This is a genomic window from Rugamonas fusca (assembly GCF_014042365.1).
Taxonomy (GTDB): domain Bacteria; phylum Pseudomonadota; class Gammaproteobacteria; order Burkholderiales; family Burkholderiaceae_D; genus Rugamonas; species Rugamonas fusca.
In genome coordinates this window covers 79,036-91,705 of sequence record NZ_JACEZS010000005.1, presented here as the reverse complement: position 1 = coordinate 91,705, position 12,670 = coordinate 79,036, and the positions used below count along the sequence as shown (strand labels likewise).

At 64.5% G+C, this 12,670-nt stretch carries 15 protein-coding genes; 6 read left to right on the top strand and 9 right to left on the bottom strand.

The window, feature by feature from the left end:
- On the bottom strand, window positions 1–1,242 hold the full coding sequence (locus H3H36_RS07950) for an MFS transporter (protein WP_182216285.1): 1,242 nt from the start codon (window positions 1,240–1,242) through the stop codon (window positions 1–3).
- Between the two features lie 102 nt (window positions 1,243–1,344).
- Between H3H36_RS07950 and H3H36_RS07945 the strand changes: the two genes are divergently transcribed.
- A complete protein-coding gene (locus tag H3H36_RS07945; protein WP_182216049.1) occupies window positions 1,345–2,253 on the top strand; it encodes a LysR substrate-binding domain-containing protein in 909 nt (302 codons plus the stop codon).
- A 33-nt stretch (window positions 2,254–2,286) separates the two neighbouring features.
- Here the strand turns inward: H3H36_RS07945 and H3H36_RS07940 are convergent, their stop codons facing one another.
- The 6 genes from H3H36_RS07940 to H3H36_RS07915 all read right to left on the bottom strand — a co-directional run bounded on the left by H3H36_RS07940 (window position 2,287) and on the right by H3H36_RS07915 (window position 5,513).
- Complete coding sequence (locus tag H3H36_RS07940; protein ID WP_311196602.1) at window positions 2,287–2,577, bottom strand: type II toxin-antitoxin system RelE/ParE family toxin; 291 nt, start codon at window positions 2,575–2,577, stop codon at window positions 2,287–2,289.
- 2 nt (window positions 2,578–2,579) lie between these two features.
- Window positions 2,580–2,801, bottom strand: a complete 222-nt coding sequence (locus H3H36_RS07935) for a TA system antitoxin ParD family protein (protein ID WP_182216047.1) — start codon at window positions 2,799–2,801, stop codon at window positions 2,580–2,582.
- A gap of 170 nt (window positions 2,802–2,971) precedes the next feature.
- Window positions 2,972–3,844, bottom strand: a complete 873-nt coding sequence (locus H3H36_RS07930) for a hypothetical protein (protein ID WP_182216045.1) — start codon at window positions 3,842–3,844, stop codon at window positions 2,972–2,974.
- Window positions 3,845–3,858: 14 nt separating this feature from the next.
- Window positions 3,859–4,635 (bottom strand): hypothetical protein, encoded by a 777-nt coding sequence (locus H3H36_RS07925; RefSeq protein ID WP_182216043.1) that lies wholly within the window; start codon window positions 4,633–4,635, stop codon window positions 3,859–3,861.
- 2 nt (window positions 4,636–4,637) lie between these two features.
- On the bottom strand, window positions 4,638–5,138 hold the full coding sequence (locus tag H3H36_RS07920; protein WP_182216041.1) for a hypothetical protein: 501 nt from the start codon (window positions 5,136–5,138) through the stop codon (window positions 4,638–4,640).
- 81 nt (window positions 5,139–5,219) lie between these two features.
- On the bottom strand, window positions 5,220–5,513 hold the full coding sequence (locus tag H3H36_RS07915; RefSeq protein ID WP_182216039.1) for a DnaJ domain-containing protein: 294 nt from the start codon (window positions 5,511–5,513) through the stop codon (window positions 5,220–5,222).
- A gap of 293 nt (window positions 5,514–5,806) precedes the next feature.
- On the opposite strand from H3H36_RS07915, the gene H3H36_RS07910 reads away from it, so the two are divergent.
- From H3H36_RS07910 to H3H36_RS07895, 4 genes are all read left to right on the top strand, one after another.
- Window positions 5,807–7,570: a glutamine--tRNA ligase/YqeY domain fusion protein gene (locus H3H36_RS07910; RefSeq protein ID WP_182216037.1), complete on the top strand. Its 1,764-nt coding sequence runs from the start codon at window positions 5,807–5,809 to the stop codon at window positions 7,568–7,570.
- Window positions 7,571–7,790: 220 nt separating this feature from the next.
- Window positions 7,791–9,689, top strand: a complete 1,899-nt coding sequence (locus H3H36_RS07905; RefSeq protein ID WP_182216035.1) for a CHASE domain-containing protein — start codon at window positions 7,791–7,793, stop codon at window positions 9,687–9,689.
- Window positions 9,690–9,998: 309 nt separating this feature from the next.
- Window positions 9,999–10,889, top strand: a complete 891-nt coding sequence (locus tag H3H36_RS07900) for a UCP032817 domain-containing protein (RefSeq protein ID WP_182216033.1) — start codon at window positions 9,999–10,001, stop codon at window positions 10,887–10,889.
- A 96-nt stretch (window positions 10,890–10,985) separates the two neighbouring features.
- Window positions 10,986–11,171: a hypothetical protein gene (locus H3H36_RS07895; RefSeq protein WP_182216031.1), complete on the top strand. Its 186-nt coding sequence runs from the start codon at window positions 10,986–10,988 to the stop codon at window positions 11,169–11,171.
- A gap of 194 nt (window positions 11,172–11,365) precedes the next feature.
- Here H3H36_RS07895 and H3H36_RS07890 read toward each other — a convergent pair whose 3' ends face one another.
- Window positions 11,366–11,605, bottom strand: a complete 240-nt coding sequence (locus H3H36_RS07890) for a hypothetical protein (RefSeq protein ID WP_008445950.1) — start codon at window positions 11,603–11,605, stop codon at window positions 11,366–11,368.
- 247 nt (window positions 11,606–11,852) lie between these two features.
- Window positions 11,853–12,098, bottom strand: coding sequence for a hypothetical protein (locus H3H36_RS07885; RefSeq protein WP_182216029.1), 246 nt, complete (start codon window positions 12,096–12,098; stop codon window positions 11,853–11,855).
- A gap of 251 nt (window positions 12,099–12,349) precedes the next feature.
- Here H3H36_RS07885 and H3H36_RS07880 point away from each other — a divergent pair, with 251 nt between their 5' ends.
- Window positions 12,350–12,631 carry a hypothetical protein gene (locus tag H3H36_RS07880; RefSeq protein ID WP_311196601.1) on the top strand — a complete coding sequence of 94 codons (282 nt, stop codon included), beginning with the start codon at window positions 12,350–12,352 and terminating at the stop codon, window positions 12,629–12,631.
- The last annotated feature ends 39 nt before the right edge of the window (window positions 12,632–12,670 follow it).

Genomic DNA, 12,670 nt, shown 5'->3' with positions numbered 1-12,670 from the left:
TCAGCCCGGCGCCAGCGCTGTCGCGGCGGGCGCCAGCGGCGTCAACTGGCGCAAGCGCAGTGCGATCAGCAACGCCCCGCCCAGTGCCGCACCGAGCACGGCCACCACGCCCGGCCAGCCGCCGCGCGCCCACACCATGCCGGTGGCCGAACCGACCACGCTGGAACCGAGGTAGTAGAAAAACAGGTACAGCGCGGATGCCAGCGCCCGGGGCGCCACAGCGCGCCGCCCGACCCAGCTGCTGGCCACGGAATGCGTGGCGAAAAACCCGAACGAGAACAGCGCCACGCCCGCCACGATCAGCGGCAACGCCTGGGACAAGGTCAGCAGCAAGCCGGCCAGCATCAACCCCATCACGCGCCACAGCACACCGCGCCGCCCCAGCCGGTCGGCCAGCCGGCCCGCCCACACGGAACTGTAGATGCCCAGCAGGTACAGCAAGGAAATGAGCCCCACCGAGGTCTGGCTGAGGCCATATGGCGCGGCCAGCAGCCGGTAGGCGATATAGTTGTACAGGCTGACGAAGCTGCCCATCAGCAAAAAGGCCAGCGCGAACAGCAGCGGCAGGCCGGCGTCCGTCAGGTGCCGGCGGCAGCCGTCGCGCATGGCGCGCCAGCCGCCGCGCGCGGGCGTGAAATGGCGCGACGCGGGCAGGCCACGCCAGAAATCCCAGGCCGCCAGCAAGCCAGCCACGCCCATCACGGCCAGCGCTACCCGCCACGAGAAATGGTCGCTCAGCAGCGAAGTGAGTAAGCGCCCGCTCATGCCGCCGAACGCGCTGCCGCTGATGTACAGTCCCATCGACAAGCCCAGCGAAGCCGGTTCGATTTCCTCGCCCAGGTAAGCCATGGCCACGGCCGGCATGCCGCCCAACACCAGCCCCAGCGTGGCACGCAGCACCAGCAGTTGCGGATAGTTGCGCGCCAGCGCGCACAACACCGTGAGCGCGGCCGCCAGCGCCATGGCCGCCACCATCATGGGCTTGCGCCCCAGCCGTTCCGACAGCGCGCTCGACAGCAACAGCGAAAACGCCAGCGCCGCCGTGGAGACCGACAGCACCAGGCTGCTTTGCGCCGGCGTGAGCGCAAACTGGTGCGACAGCACCGGCATCAGCGGTTGCACGCAATACAACAGCGCAAACGTGGAAAAGCCGCCGAAGAACAGCGCCCGGTTGGTGCGCCGGAAGGCCGGCGTACCGGCGGCGATGCGGGGAGTATCGGAGGCTGAGGCGGAGGCGGACATGATGACCTTGGGCAGGAACGATGTATCCATCTTAGGATTGCTCATTCATATCGTCCAATATATATTTAAGACATTAGTAATATATAGAAACGATTACTGGACATGGAACTTCGCCACCTGCGCTATTTCGTCGCCGTCGCCGAGGAGCTCAGTTTCACGCGCGCGGCGCAGCGCCTGCACATCGGCCAGCCGCCGCTGAGCCAGCAGATCCAGGCGCTGGAAGCGGAAGTGGGCGCTCGCCTGCTGGAGCGCAGCAAGCGCTGGGTACGCCTGACGGAAGCGGGCAAGCTGTTCCTCGACGATGCGCGCCGCGTGCTGGCCCTGTCCGAGCAAGCGATGCAGACGGCGCGCCGGGCCCAGCGCGGCGAAGCGGGCGAACTGCGCATCGGCTTCACCTTCTCGACCCCGTTCACGCCGCTGTTCGCCACCGTCATCAACCGCTACCGCCAGCGCTATCCGGGCGTCACGCTCACCTTGCACGAAATGGCCACCCTGCCCCAGATCGAAGCGCTGCCCGCGCGCACGCTGGACCTGGGCTTCGTGCGCCCGCCCGAAGTGGCCGTGCTGGACACCGTGCGCATGACCACTTTGCGCCAGGACCCGCTGCTGTTGGTGCTGCCCGTCGGCCATCCGCTGGCGCAGCAGGAGGTGGTGGCCGCGCGCGAGCTGCAAGGGCTGCCGTTCGTGATGTACCCGCCCACGGCGGGCACCGGCATCTACCACCAGATCCTGCGCCTGTGCCGCGCGGTGGGCTTCGAACCGCAAATCGCGATGGAGGCGGGTGAAGTGTCATCCATCATCGGCCTGGTGGCGGCCGGCTGCGGCATCTCCATCCTGCCCGGATCGTTCAACAGCATCCGGATGGAAGGCGTGTGCTACCGCGCGCTGGCCGAACCGGAAGCGACCACCACGCTGCTGCTGGCGCAGCGCAAGGACGAAACGTCGCCGCTGGTGGAAGCGTTCGTGGCGCTGGCGCTGGCGGCGGCGCAGGAGGAACAGCGGCGGACCTGAAACACCTGGAGAAGTGGCGCTCGCGGCGCCGGCTTAGTTCTGTCGCTTCAATCCGGCGTAAAAATTCTCGTGCGATCCCATGCTCAGCATGAGCACAGTAGTCGGCGCGGCCTTGTCAGGCTGAGGCTGGTACGCAACCAGAATCTCCTGCTTGTTGACCTTGAACTTATACACAAAGATACCAGCCAGATCGCCTTTTTTTTCCTCACCGATCATAGGGTCACCAGCAATCACCCTGACTGCCTCGTCAACGGCGATCTTATCCCTGGCGTGCAGCTTTTTGACGGCCCGCGCAAAAGTCGGCGTAACAAGGATGGAAAGCACTATCAGGCTCCGAATTCATAGGGGGTCAGCATGCCCGCCTTGGCTTCCTGGGCCGCCAGCAAGGTGTCCTTGATGAACTGCACAGGCAGATCGGGATTGTCATCGACCGCCTTGCCCAGGCGGGCCCAATATTCGATTTGCTTCGGAACCGAACGATGCTCTGCCGCGGCATGCGGCTTGGCCATTTCGACGAGTTCATCCGACAATTTCAACGCTGTTGACATATCAGCCTCTCCAATTTAATGGTGGAAGTTTGCGACATAATGCAACCTTTTGCAACCCTGCGTGGCATGTCGGCTGGCGCGACCGCTCTGGCGTACCAGCCCCAAAAGAAGAAAGGCCAGCCGTCCCGCGCTGGCGGAAGGGCTGGCCATTTAATCATCCGACTGGACGATCAGGCGTAATCGGCGTCCAGTTCCGAACCGGCGTAGTTTTCCAGTTCCGAGAACAACGTTTTCATGGCCGTGCGGCCACGGATGTGCTGCAGCACCGTGCAGGTGTTGCGGTAGCTCTCGATGCGGTCGAGCAGCACGGGATGGTGCTGCACCGGCACGGCGGCCACCAGCGCCGCCCAGCCCTCCTCAAAGTCCGGCTTGTTCTTGCGCACCGATTTGACGAAGCGTTCGAACTCCTTCTGCCCCGTGCGCGCCACCACCCTGCCCCCGCCTTCGACGGCGAAGATGATGGCCAGCGCGATCACGCCTTCCGCATTGAGGTCGGCGTCGCTGACCGGGCCTTCGCTGTTGTGCCGGCGCAGCCAGGAGGCCAGCCGCACGATGGCCTGCACCTCCTTGCGCTGCTTGAGTTGCTGGGCGTAGCGCTCGTAGCCGGACCAGTTCTGGTTCGGGTCAGCCTGGCAGATATCGATGAACAGTTCACGCAGGCGGCGCTGGGCGTACACCGGATCCTGGTCGTACTCGCCCACCAGCGCATCCTCAGGCAGGGCGGCCAATTCGCGGATCAGGCGGAAGCCGGCCTGGAACGCATGCTCGGCGCCATGCTCGACAAGGAAGTCCAGCGCGGCCTGGTCGCTCTCGGCCAACAGCACGCTCTCCAGGCCCAGCGAGACGCCGCCCACCGTCAGCTGCAGCGCCTTCTGGATGCCGTCGGCCGTGCGGTCGTTGGTGAACTTCTCGGCCACCATGGCCGTGATGCCCGTCAGCTCGTCGGCCAGGTTGACAGCGGCGTCGGGACGGCTGTCCGTGGCCAGGCACTTGATGGCGCGCGTCAGGCGCGGCAGGGTTTCTACAACAATTGCAGGCAGCATGTATCAGGCTTCCATCACGAGAAAATGCCGGTGCCCATGCTGCGGCGCGCGCCGGGCTTGGGTGCGCTGCGGGTGGACGGTACCTGCTTGCGCAAGCGGTACAGCAATTCCTTGGTCGAGCGCTGCAGGTGCTTGGGTTCCTCGTCCGGGTCGTCGCTGAATTCGGCGTCGGCCAGGTCGGCGCTGTGGCGGAATTCCGGGAACAGCTCGAACAGGGCGCGGTCCCAGCCATCCTCGGACGCCTGCGCCAGCGCCACGGCCAGCGGCACCACGTCGTTGTCGGACGAAGTCTGGCCCGTCAGGTAAGGCCCCTTGGAGATGATCTCGCCGGCCACTTCCAGGATTTCCTTGGGCGCCATCGAGAACAGGATGGCGAAGATGGTCGCCCCCCAGTCGGTGGCCGATGCTTCCGTCAGCAGCGCGTTGCGGCGGTCCTCGTCGTCGTTGGCGAACACCACGCCGTGCACGTGCGCGAACAGCGACTCGGCGATGCGCTCGGGATCGTCCTCGATCAGGTCATCGGGCCAGGTGGCGGCGAAGAAGGCCAGGCTGTCGGCCCAGGCCTTGGGCGGCACCAGCAAGGTGGCCAGCGACATCTTGCCGCCGTCAAAGCCGGCCATGTGCAGCGCCGTCACTTGCGGCGGGATGCTTTCCAATACTTCCACCACGGCCAGGTCGCCGTACTGGTCGGCTGCGTCCGCGAAGGCTTGCTCGGCGTGGCTCAGCGAGCCGGCCAGCACCAGTTCCGTCACCTGCTTGCGCAGCGCGGGCAGATTGCTTTTTTCCGACATGGTCACTCTCCTTCCTGATCGAACATTTGGGCGAAGTCGTCGCTCGCCTGGTCTTCCTCGTACTCGTCGTCGCCCTCGTCGTTGGCCGACAACTGCTCCAGCGACTGGTCATCGTCGTCCCACTTGCGCGGGTTCTTGTACAGGAAGGCCGTGATGATGGCCTGGCGCGCCAGGTCGGGGAAACTTTCTTCCAGCGCCGCGTACATCTTGGCCGCCTCCTCGCCCCGGCAGGAAGCCATGGCGAACACGCGCGACGGGTCGCCGAATTCATAGTCTTCCGCCTCGGCCAGCAAGCCCTTGGGATTGGAAAACTCGATGTGGTCGACCAGCGCGAAGGCCAGCATGTTCACATCCTCGATGCCGCCGCCGCTGGCGTATTCGGACACCAGGGCATCCACCATGTTCTTGTAGTTCTTGTGATCGGGCGGGTCGCCCAGAATGCCTTCGATCTGGCCGCCCAGTTCGCGCGACTGATAGGCAAATTCGGGGTGTACTTTTCTCATGGATTGCTTTCGTTCTTTTCTACTACTGATCTGGATGAAACGGCGCGCCGCATGGGCGCCGCGCGGTGGCCGCGGTGGGCCTCAGGCCGGCGGCAGCGTGGTGCCGTGCAGGTTGAAGACCGAGCGCCACAGCTGGTAAGCCTCCGCTTCCGGGTCGATGATGATGCGGTGGTTCACGCTCTGGTTGTATTCCTCGCGCTTGACCGGGTCGGACAGGATTTCATACGCCTTGGTGATGCTCTTGAACCGGACTTCCGCACCGGGCGCCTGGTTGCGGTCGGGGTGGAAGCGCATCGCCAGCGAGCGGTAAACCTTCTTGATTTCATCGTCCGTGGCGTTGGGCGCGACACCGAGCACATTGTATAAATTTTCCATTAGGAAATTCTCCGGGCCGAATGCCATAAACATTAAAGACGAATTATCCTATAGATCGGCCCCGCGCGTCCCGCTTTGGGTCCGCTTTGGGTCCGCTTTGGGTCCGCTTTTGGCCGCTTTCAGGCGCCATTGCGCCGCCATCGGCGTGCAAATCGCCCATGGCGTACCGTCCTCGCCGTCACAATGTTGCCGGTTCATCCATTTCGATGGCGCGCCGCAGCAAATCCCGCTCCATGGGGGGAGCGATACGGTAAAATGCCCGCTACTCGACACTTTGCAAAGCAACTTTTCAGATGAGCAACGATAAAAACAGCACCGCGCCGGCACTGGCCTCGAACTTCCTGCGCGCCATCGTCGAAGCGGACCTGGCGGCCGGCACCCACGTGCGCGAAGGCCTGCCGTCCGTGATCACCCGTTTCCCGCCCGAGCCGAACGGCTACCTGCACGTGGGCCACGCCAAGTCGATCTGCCTGAACTTCGGCCTGGCGCGCGACTACCAGGGCCGCTGCCATTTGCGCTTTGACGACACCAATCCCGAAAAGGAAGAACAGGAATACGTCGACACCATCATCGACAGCGTCAAGTGGCTGGGCTTCAGCTGGGACCACGCAGGCCCGAACGGCACCGAACACCACCTGCACTACGCCAGCGACTACTTCGAGCAGCTGTACGCGATGGCCGAATACCTGATCACCTCGGGCCACGCCTACGTGGACAGCCAGAGCGCCGAAGACATGGCGGCCAACCGCGGCAACTTCAGCACGCCGGGCAAGAACTCGCCGTTCCGCGACCGCCCGCGCGAAGAATCGCTGCAACTGTTCCGCGACATGCGCGCCGGTAAATTCCCGGACGGCGCCCACATCCTGCGCGCCAAGACCAGCGAAGACGCGATGGCCTCGCCCAACATGAACATGCGCGACCCGGCCATCTACCGCATCCGCCACGCGCACCACGTGCGCACCGGCGACGCCTGGTGCATCTACCCGATGTACGACTACACGCACCCGATCTCGGACGCGCTGGAACAGATCACCCATTCCATCTGCACCCTGGAATTCCAGGACCACCGGCCGTTCTACGACTGGCTGCTGGCCACGCTGGCCGAAGGCGGCTTCTTCCAGCAGCCGGTGCCGCGCCAGTACGAATTCTCGCGCCTGAACCTGACCTACGTGATCACCAGCAAGCGCAAGCTGCGCCAGCTGGTCGATGAAAAAATCGTCGACGGCTGGGACGATCCGCGCATGCCCACCATCGTCGGCCTGCGCCGGCGCGGTTACACGCCCGAAGCGATCCAGCTGTTCTGCGAGCGCATCGGCGTGACCAAGTCCGACGGCTGGATCGACATGAGCACGCTCGAAGGCTGTTTGCGCGAAGACCTGGACCCGAAGGCGCCGCGCGCCACCGCCGTGCTGCGCCCGCTCAAGCTGATCATCGACAACTTCGATGCCAACGCCAGCGAGGAGTGCAGCTCGCCCGTGCACCCGCACCACCCGGAGATGGGCGTGCGCAGCTTCCCCATCACGCGCGAACTGTGGATCGAGGAAGAAGACTTCATGGAAACGCCGAGCAAGGGCTACTTCCGCTACTACCCGCCGATCGGCGACGCGCCGGGCAGCCGGGTGCGCCTGCGCCACGGCTATGTGACCGAGTGCACGGGCTACGACAAGGACGAGAACGGCAAAGTGGTCGCCGTCCACGTCCAGTACTTCCCCGACAGTAAATCCGGCACCCCCGGTTCCGACAACTACAAGGTCAAGGGCAACATCCACTGGGTGTCGGCCGCCACCGCGCTGGAAGCGGAAGTGCGCCTGTACGACCGCCTGTTCACGGACCCGCAGCCCGATGGCGGCGGCAAGGACTTCATGCAGGCGCTCAACCCGAACGCCAAGGAAGTGATCACGGCCTACCTGGAGCCGGGCATGAAGGCGGCCCAGCCCGACCAGCGCTTCCAGTTCGAGCGCCACGGCTACTTCGTGGCCGACCGCGTCGACTCCACACCAGGCAAGCCGGTGTTCAACCGCATCGTCACGCTCAAGGATAGCTGGGTCGCCAAGTAAGCGCGCGCCCGCGACCAGCCGCCTTCGGGCGGCTTTTTTTATGCGCGCCGGGAACGGTCGCCACCATTTTGCATAGGACAAATAGCAATTTAACAAAATTGCTTGACGGACTGTGGGAACCGGTTTATAAATCAGGCAACAATTTTCCTGCCGACCCGGCCGTCATGCCACGCCCCGGCCCCACTTCCCTCTACCAGGAATTGTCCGGCGATCTTCCCCGATGCCCACCAACCCAGCGCACAAGAATTGGCTCTCCCACGCGGCCTCCGTGTGGTGGACAGGCGCGCTGTTGTCACTGGGCGTGGGACTGGCGCTGTACCTCGTTACGGCGCTGTCGATCGAGCATGACGCCCACCAGCGCTTCCAGAACCAGGCCCGCAACGCCCAGTACGCCATCGCCGCCCGCGTGCGGGCCTACACGGACGTGCTGCGCAGCGCCGCCAGCTTTTTCCAGGCGACCGAGCGCGTGGACCGCGCCAGTTTCCACCGTTACGTCAACGGCCTGCACCTGCCGCAGGAATTCGCCACCATCGACAACATCAACTTCGCCCAGTATGTGACCGATGGCCAGCGCGACCACTTTGAACGGGCCGTGCGCGCCAGCGCCCGCGCCGGCGACGGCTACCCGGCGTTCGCCATCGACCCGCCGGCGCGCCGCGCCGACTACGCCATCATCACGCTGATCGAGCCGGTCGACCAGTTCGGCGAGAAGCTGGGCGCGGACATCGCCGCCCGCCCGGCCGTGGCCCATGCGCTGGCACTGTCGCGCGACACGGGGGCGCCGGCCACCTCCGGCCAGCTGATCGCCGTGCCGGGCCAGCCGGGCCGCGCCAAGCTGGCCATGCGCATGCCCGTCTATCGCCAGGACATGGCGCTCGACAGTGTCTCGCACCGGCGCGCCGCCTACCTCGGTTCGGTCGGCATCGGCTTCAGCGTGCGCCGGCTGGTGCAGGCCGCGCTCGACGAGATCGGCGGCCACGACCTGCACCTGGCCCTGTACGACGACGGTGCGCTGGACGAGCCGCGCCCGCGCGGGGTGCCGGACACGCTGTTGTTCGCCAGCCCGGCCGGCGGCGCCGGCGGCGCGGCGGCGCGCGACAGCTTCACCACCACGCTGGCGGTCGAATGCGGCGGCCGCCTGTGGCAGGCCCAGTTCAGCGCGCCCAAGGCGGCCTGGCATTCCCGCGTGGACCGCTACCTGCCCTGGATAGCGCTGGACATGGGCAGCCTGGTCACACTGCTGCTGTACCTGCTGTTCCACACGCTGGCCACCTCGCGCCGGCGCGCCGTGCGCATGGCCAAGGGCATGACGCGCGAGCTGCGCGACAGCCAGGCCAGCCTGCAACGCTCGCATCACCAGCTGCGCCGCCTGGCCGCGCACGCGGATCGCATCAAGGAACAGGAGCGCAAGCGCATCGCGCGCGAAATCCATGACGACCTGGGCCAGAACCTGCTGGTACTGCGCATCGAAGCGGACCTGCTGGCCGCGCGCACCCGCCAGCGCCACCCGCGCCTGCACGCGCGCGCCCGCACCACGCTGGGCCAGATCGACCGCACCATCTGCAGCGTGCGCCACATCATCAACGACCTGCGCCCGGCCGTGCTGGACCTGGGCTTGTGCGCGGCCGTCGAGTGGCAGATCGAACAGTTCCGCCAGCATGCGGGCCTGGCGTGCGAGCTGGCTGTCGAGAATGACATCACCGTCGACGACCTGTGCGCCACCGCTTTCTTCCGCGTGCTACAAGAGTCACTCAGCAATGTACTGCAGCACGCCCACGCCAGCGCCGTGCGGGTGACGTTGCGCCAGCGGGACGGCATGCTGACCATGACGATCAGCGACAACGGGGTCGGCATCGCGCCCGGCGTACGCAACAAGCCTGGCTCGTTCGGCCTGGTCGGCATCGAGGAGCGCATCGGCCTGCTGGGCGGGCACTGCACGATCAGTGGCGGCCCCCTCCAGGGCACCACGGTGACCGTGTCGGTGCCGGTGGCCGGGCCGGCCGATGCGCCAGCGCCCCAGTCCGGAGGGAGCGAGCACTTGCCGCATGAAAAAAGCGCAGGTTCTTTGACAAATATCAACAGGGAGACCATTCCTTTGGAGAACAATCTTCCTTTCTAGCAACGCGCTGGAAGCGCCTGTCACGGTGCCCGGGGGCGCCGTCCAGACGCCGGACTTACTGTCATTTTGAAAGCCATTCTCATAGTGCACATTACCGACAAATTTTTGAATTTCATGTTGAAATCGGTGACGCGCCGAATATACTGGGGATGTTGATATGCATCAACTACCTGCTACCCGACCTCCGTAGCAGCACGGCCTGGGCAACACTGCATCACTGGCCGGCGTACGGGCCACCGCCCTTGGCGGACTGCCCCGCGGCGCCAGACACTTCGTTTTCAACTCACTCAAGGCAAAGGGATTTCATCCATGATTTCACATGACAGCTTTCAAGCAATCGCCGACCTGGACCTGGAACCAATCAAGGTCAAACTGATGCACGAAGAGTCCGGCGAAGGGTGGTCGCTGGAGCAGGTCAATGCGGTCGAGTTCGAGTACCGCCGCTTCCTGTACCTGATGAAAACCTTCCCACAGGAACAGACGGCGCCGCTGATGGACGTGGATATCTTCTGGCACTATCACATCCTCGACACGATGAAATACGCGGCCGACTGCGAAGCCGTGTTCGGCTACTTCCTGCACCACTTCCCCTACATCGGCCTGCGCGGCGAGGACGACGAGCAGGTGCACCACCGCGTTGGCGAGCGCATGCGCGAGCTGTATGAAGCGACCTTCGGCGAAAGCTATGACCGCAGCGCCCGTCCAGCCTACTCCGGCGCGGCCGTGCAGGCGGGCGGCGCGGAAACGGCTTATTCGGGCGCGGCCACCAAGCAAGCCAGTGAAACGGCCTACTCCGGCGCGGCGGTGGCCTACTCGGGCGCCGCCACCCAGCAGGCCAAGCAAACAGCTTACTCCGGTGCGGCGGTGGCCTATTCGGGCGCCGCCACCCAACAGGCCAAGCAAACGGCTTACTCCGGCGCGGCGGTGGCCTACTCGGGCGCCGCCACCCAGCAGGCCAAGCAAACGGCTTACTCCGGCGCGGCGGTCGCTTACTCGGGCGCCGCTACCCAGCAGGCCAAGGAGACGGCATATTCGGGCGCGCAGACCGTGGCCTACTCCGGCGCGGCGATTTCTGATGCGCACGCCAACAAAATGGCCTATTCTGGACTACAGGCAGACAAACAAACGGCCTACTCCGGCGCGGCGATCGCGCCCAAGGCGGACGGCATGTACACGGTACGGCCACGCCTGGGTGCCTGAACCTGAGCGCGCATGTGCTGGCGGCAACGCCGCCAGCCAATAATGCCGGGGTTCGAAAGGGCCGCCGGCATTTTTTATCATCCCCTGGAGGTCGCCATGACCGTCAACGCCGTCACCACCACCAGCAGCGCCGCCGTCCAGGCGCCGACCGCGCCGCAGCCCAAGCCGGCGCAAAAGCCCGCCGCCGAGCAGACGCCCGCCCCGCCACCGCCGCCACTACCGGCGCCGGCCGTCAACACGCAAGGCCAGAAGATAGGCACCACCATCAGCACCACGGCGTGACACGGGACGGCAGGGAGTAATGCTGGCCATCAGGCCACGCAAGGGCGCACGCCGGGCTATGCGGCATGGCGGCGAAACGGAACAACAACGGGTAAGAGACGGTACGCCGGACGGCGCCGTCATGCCAGGCCGGCGGCCTGGCGATCAGGGCAGCAACGGCGTAAGGCTGCGCTTACGCCGTGTGACGCGGCTGTTTAGGCAGCCATCAGCTCGCGCAGTTCGCGGATGCTGAAATCGCTGATCTCGTGCATGCGGATCAGGATGGTCGCGCCGATCGGCAGCGTGTTGTGGCGGATCTTGCTGATGACGGGCGGGGCCACTTCCAGCGCGCGCGACAGGGCCGCATCATTTTTCAGCTGCAGTTTCTCAATGATGGCGTCCAGCACACGGTTAGGGTTGTACGTGGGCGACGCGGTAATTTCTTTGATAGACATGGTGTTCACTCGGTTTCCGGCCGTCTCTTGGTAAGAAAACGACACTCAAATAAAAAATATTTAGCTTCATTACCTCGAACGCAGCCCCGAACGCCAGTTTTTCTCCTGACATCGGGCGCGCGGCCGGGATAATACACGCTTCCGTTAACGTAAGGCTAACTCATCAGACATTTCTGTGAGATTTAGAGAGATTTTACGCCTATTTCTTGTGGTAGGAACATTTTCCTTGCGAAATAAGTAAAAAACCTTAGCGTGTGCGGCTGAAACCTGCTGCGAGGAAACACCATTCGACGGCCAACAGCGTGGCCAGCTGGGCGATTGTGCCCGGGAGGAACAGGCCTTGGCCTGTGGAGAAGCCGCCACAATGCGATTCGCCGTACCAGCCCAGCTGGCGGCGGATCTCATCAGGGGTGGGAGGAGGACGGCGGTCGAATTCGCGCAAATGCATGTAAGCCCGGACCTGCTCCTTGGTTGGATGCAATGAGGTATGCATGTCGCCCTCCATCAAGTCGTCGCCATCTTGCGCCGGCGATATGGTCGTTAACGGCCAGCTAAGCGATTTCCGCAGCCGCCACGACGATTTTGCTCACCATATCGTATCATAGAGCCGCCTGATTGATGTACATCATGCAACTCGTCTTACAAGTGTGTCGGACCAAGCTTACACATAACTTGCAGCGTGGCGGCGACCCGCCGGCGGTGTTGCGCTAGAATGACGACCCCACCCGTCCATGAACGCAACAGATGCAAGCGCAGACCGCCATGACCTACGAAGAATTCCTCGATGAAGTAACCACCCTGCTCACCGAGCTGTACGACATGGCCGACGAGGCCGCCATCAAGCTGGTGATGGAGGCCCAGGCCGCCGATCATTTCGTCACCCACGACGACCTGCCCGAACTGCGCACCTTCGCCCAGGCCAAGCAGGAAGCCATCGCCCTGTACGACGCGCGACGCAACAAGCAGCAGACGCAGCAAAAACAACAGCAGCGCCTGCACCAGCAGCGCGTGCAGAAAAAACGCTGAGCCATCCGGGCGGCTCCGCCCGGTGCGGAACCGGGGCTA

Excerpts from the sequence above, each read along its gene's own strand:
- H3H36_RS07950 (WP_182216285.1), bottom strand. The coding sequence starts at position 1,242 with ATGTCCGCCTCCGCCTCAGCCTCCGATACTCCCCGCATCGCCGCCGGT.
- H3H36_RS07945 (WP_182216049.1), top strand. The coding sequence starts at position 1,345 with ATGGAACTTCGCCACCTGCGCTATTTCGTCGCCGTCGCCGAGGAGCTC.
- H3H36_RS07935 (WP_182216047.1), bottom strand. The coding sequence starts at position 2,801 with ATGTCAACAGCGTTGAAATTGTCGGATGAACTCGTCGAAATGGCCAAG.
- H3H36_RS07930 (WP_182216045.1), bottom strand. The coding sequence starts at position 3,844 with ATGCTGCCTGCAATTGTTGTAGAAACCCTGCCGCGCCTGACGCGCGCC.
- H3H36_RS07925 (WP_182216043.1), bottom strand. The coding sequence starts at position 4,635 with ATGTCGGAAAAAAGCAATCTGCCCGCGCTGCGCAAGCAGGTGACGGAA.
- H3H36_RS07920 (WP_182216041.1), bottom strand. The coding sequence starts at position 5,138 with ATGAGAAAAGTACACCCCGAATTTGCCTATCAGTCGCGCGAACTGGGC.
- H3H36_RS07915 (WP_182216039.1), bottom strand. The coding sequence starts at position 5,513 with ATGGAAAATTTATACAATGTGCTCGGTGTCGCGCCCAACGCCACGGAC.
- H3H36_RS07910 (WP_182216037.1), top strand. The coding sequence starts at position 5,807 with ATGAGCAACGATAAAAACAGCACCGCGCCGGCACTGGCCTCGAACTTC.
- H3H36_RS07905 (WP_182216035.1), top strand. The coding sequence starts at position 7,791 with ATGCCCACCAACCCAGCGCACAAGAATTGGCTCTCCCACGCGGCCTCC.
- H3H36_RS07900 (WP_182216033.1), top strand. The coding sequence starts at position 9,999 with ATGATTTCACATGACAGCTTTCAAGCAATCGCCGACCTGGACCTGGAA.
- H3H36_RS07895 (WP_182216031.1), top strand. The coding sequence starts at position 10,986 with ATGACCGTCAACGCCGTCACCACCACCAGCAGCGCCGCCGTCCAGGCG.
- H3H36_RS07890 (WP_008445950.1), bottom strand. The coding sequence starts at position 11,605 with ATGTCTATCAAAGAAATTACCGCGTCGCCCACGTACAACCCTAACCGT.
- H3H36_RS07885 (WP_182216029.1), bottom strand. The coding sequence starts at position 12,098 with ATGCATACCTCATTGCATCCAACCAAGGAGCAGGTCCGGGCTTACATG.
- H3H36_RS07880 (WP_311196601.1), top strand. The coding sequence starts at position 12,350 with ATGCAAGCGCAGACCGCCATGACCTACGAAGAATTCCTCGATGAAGTA.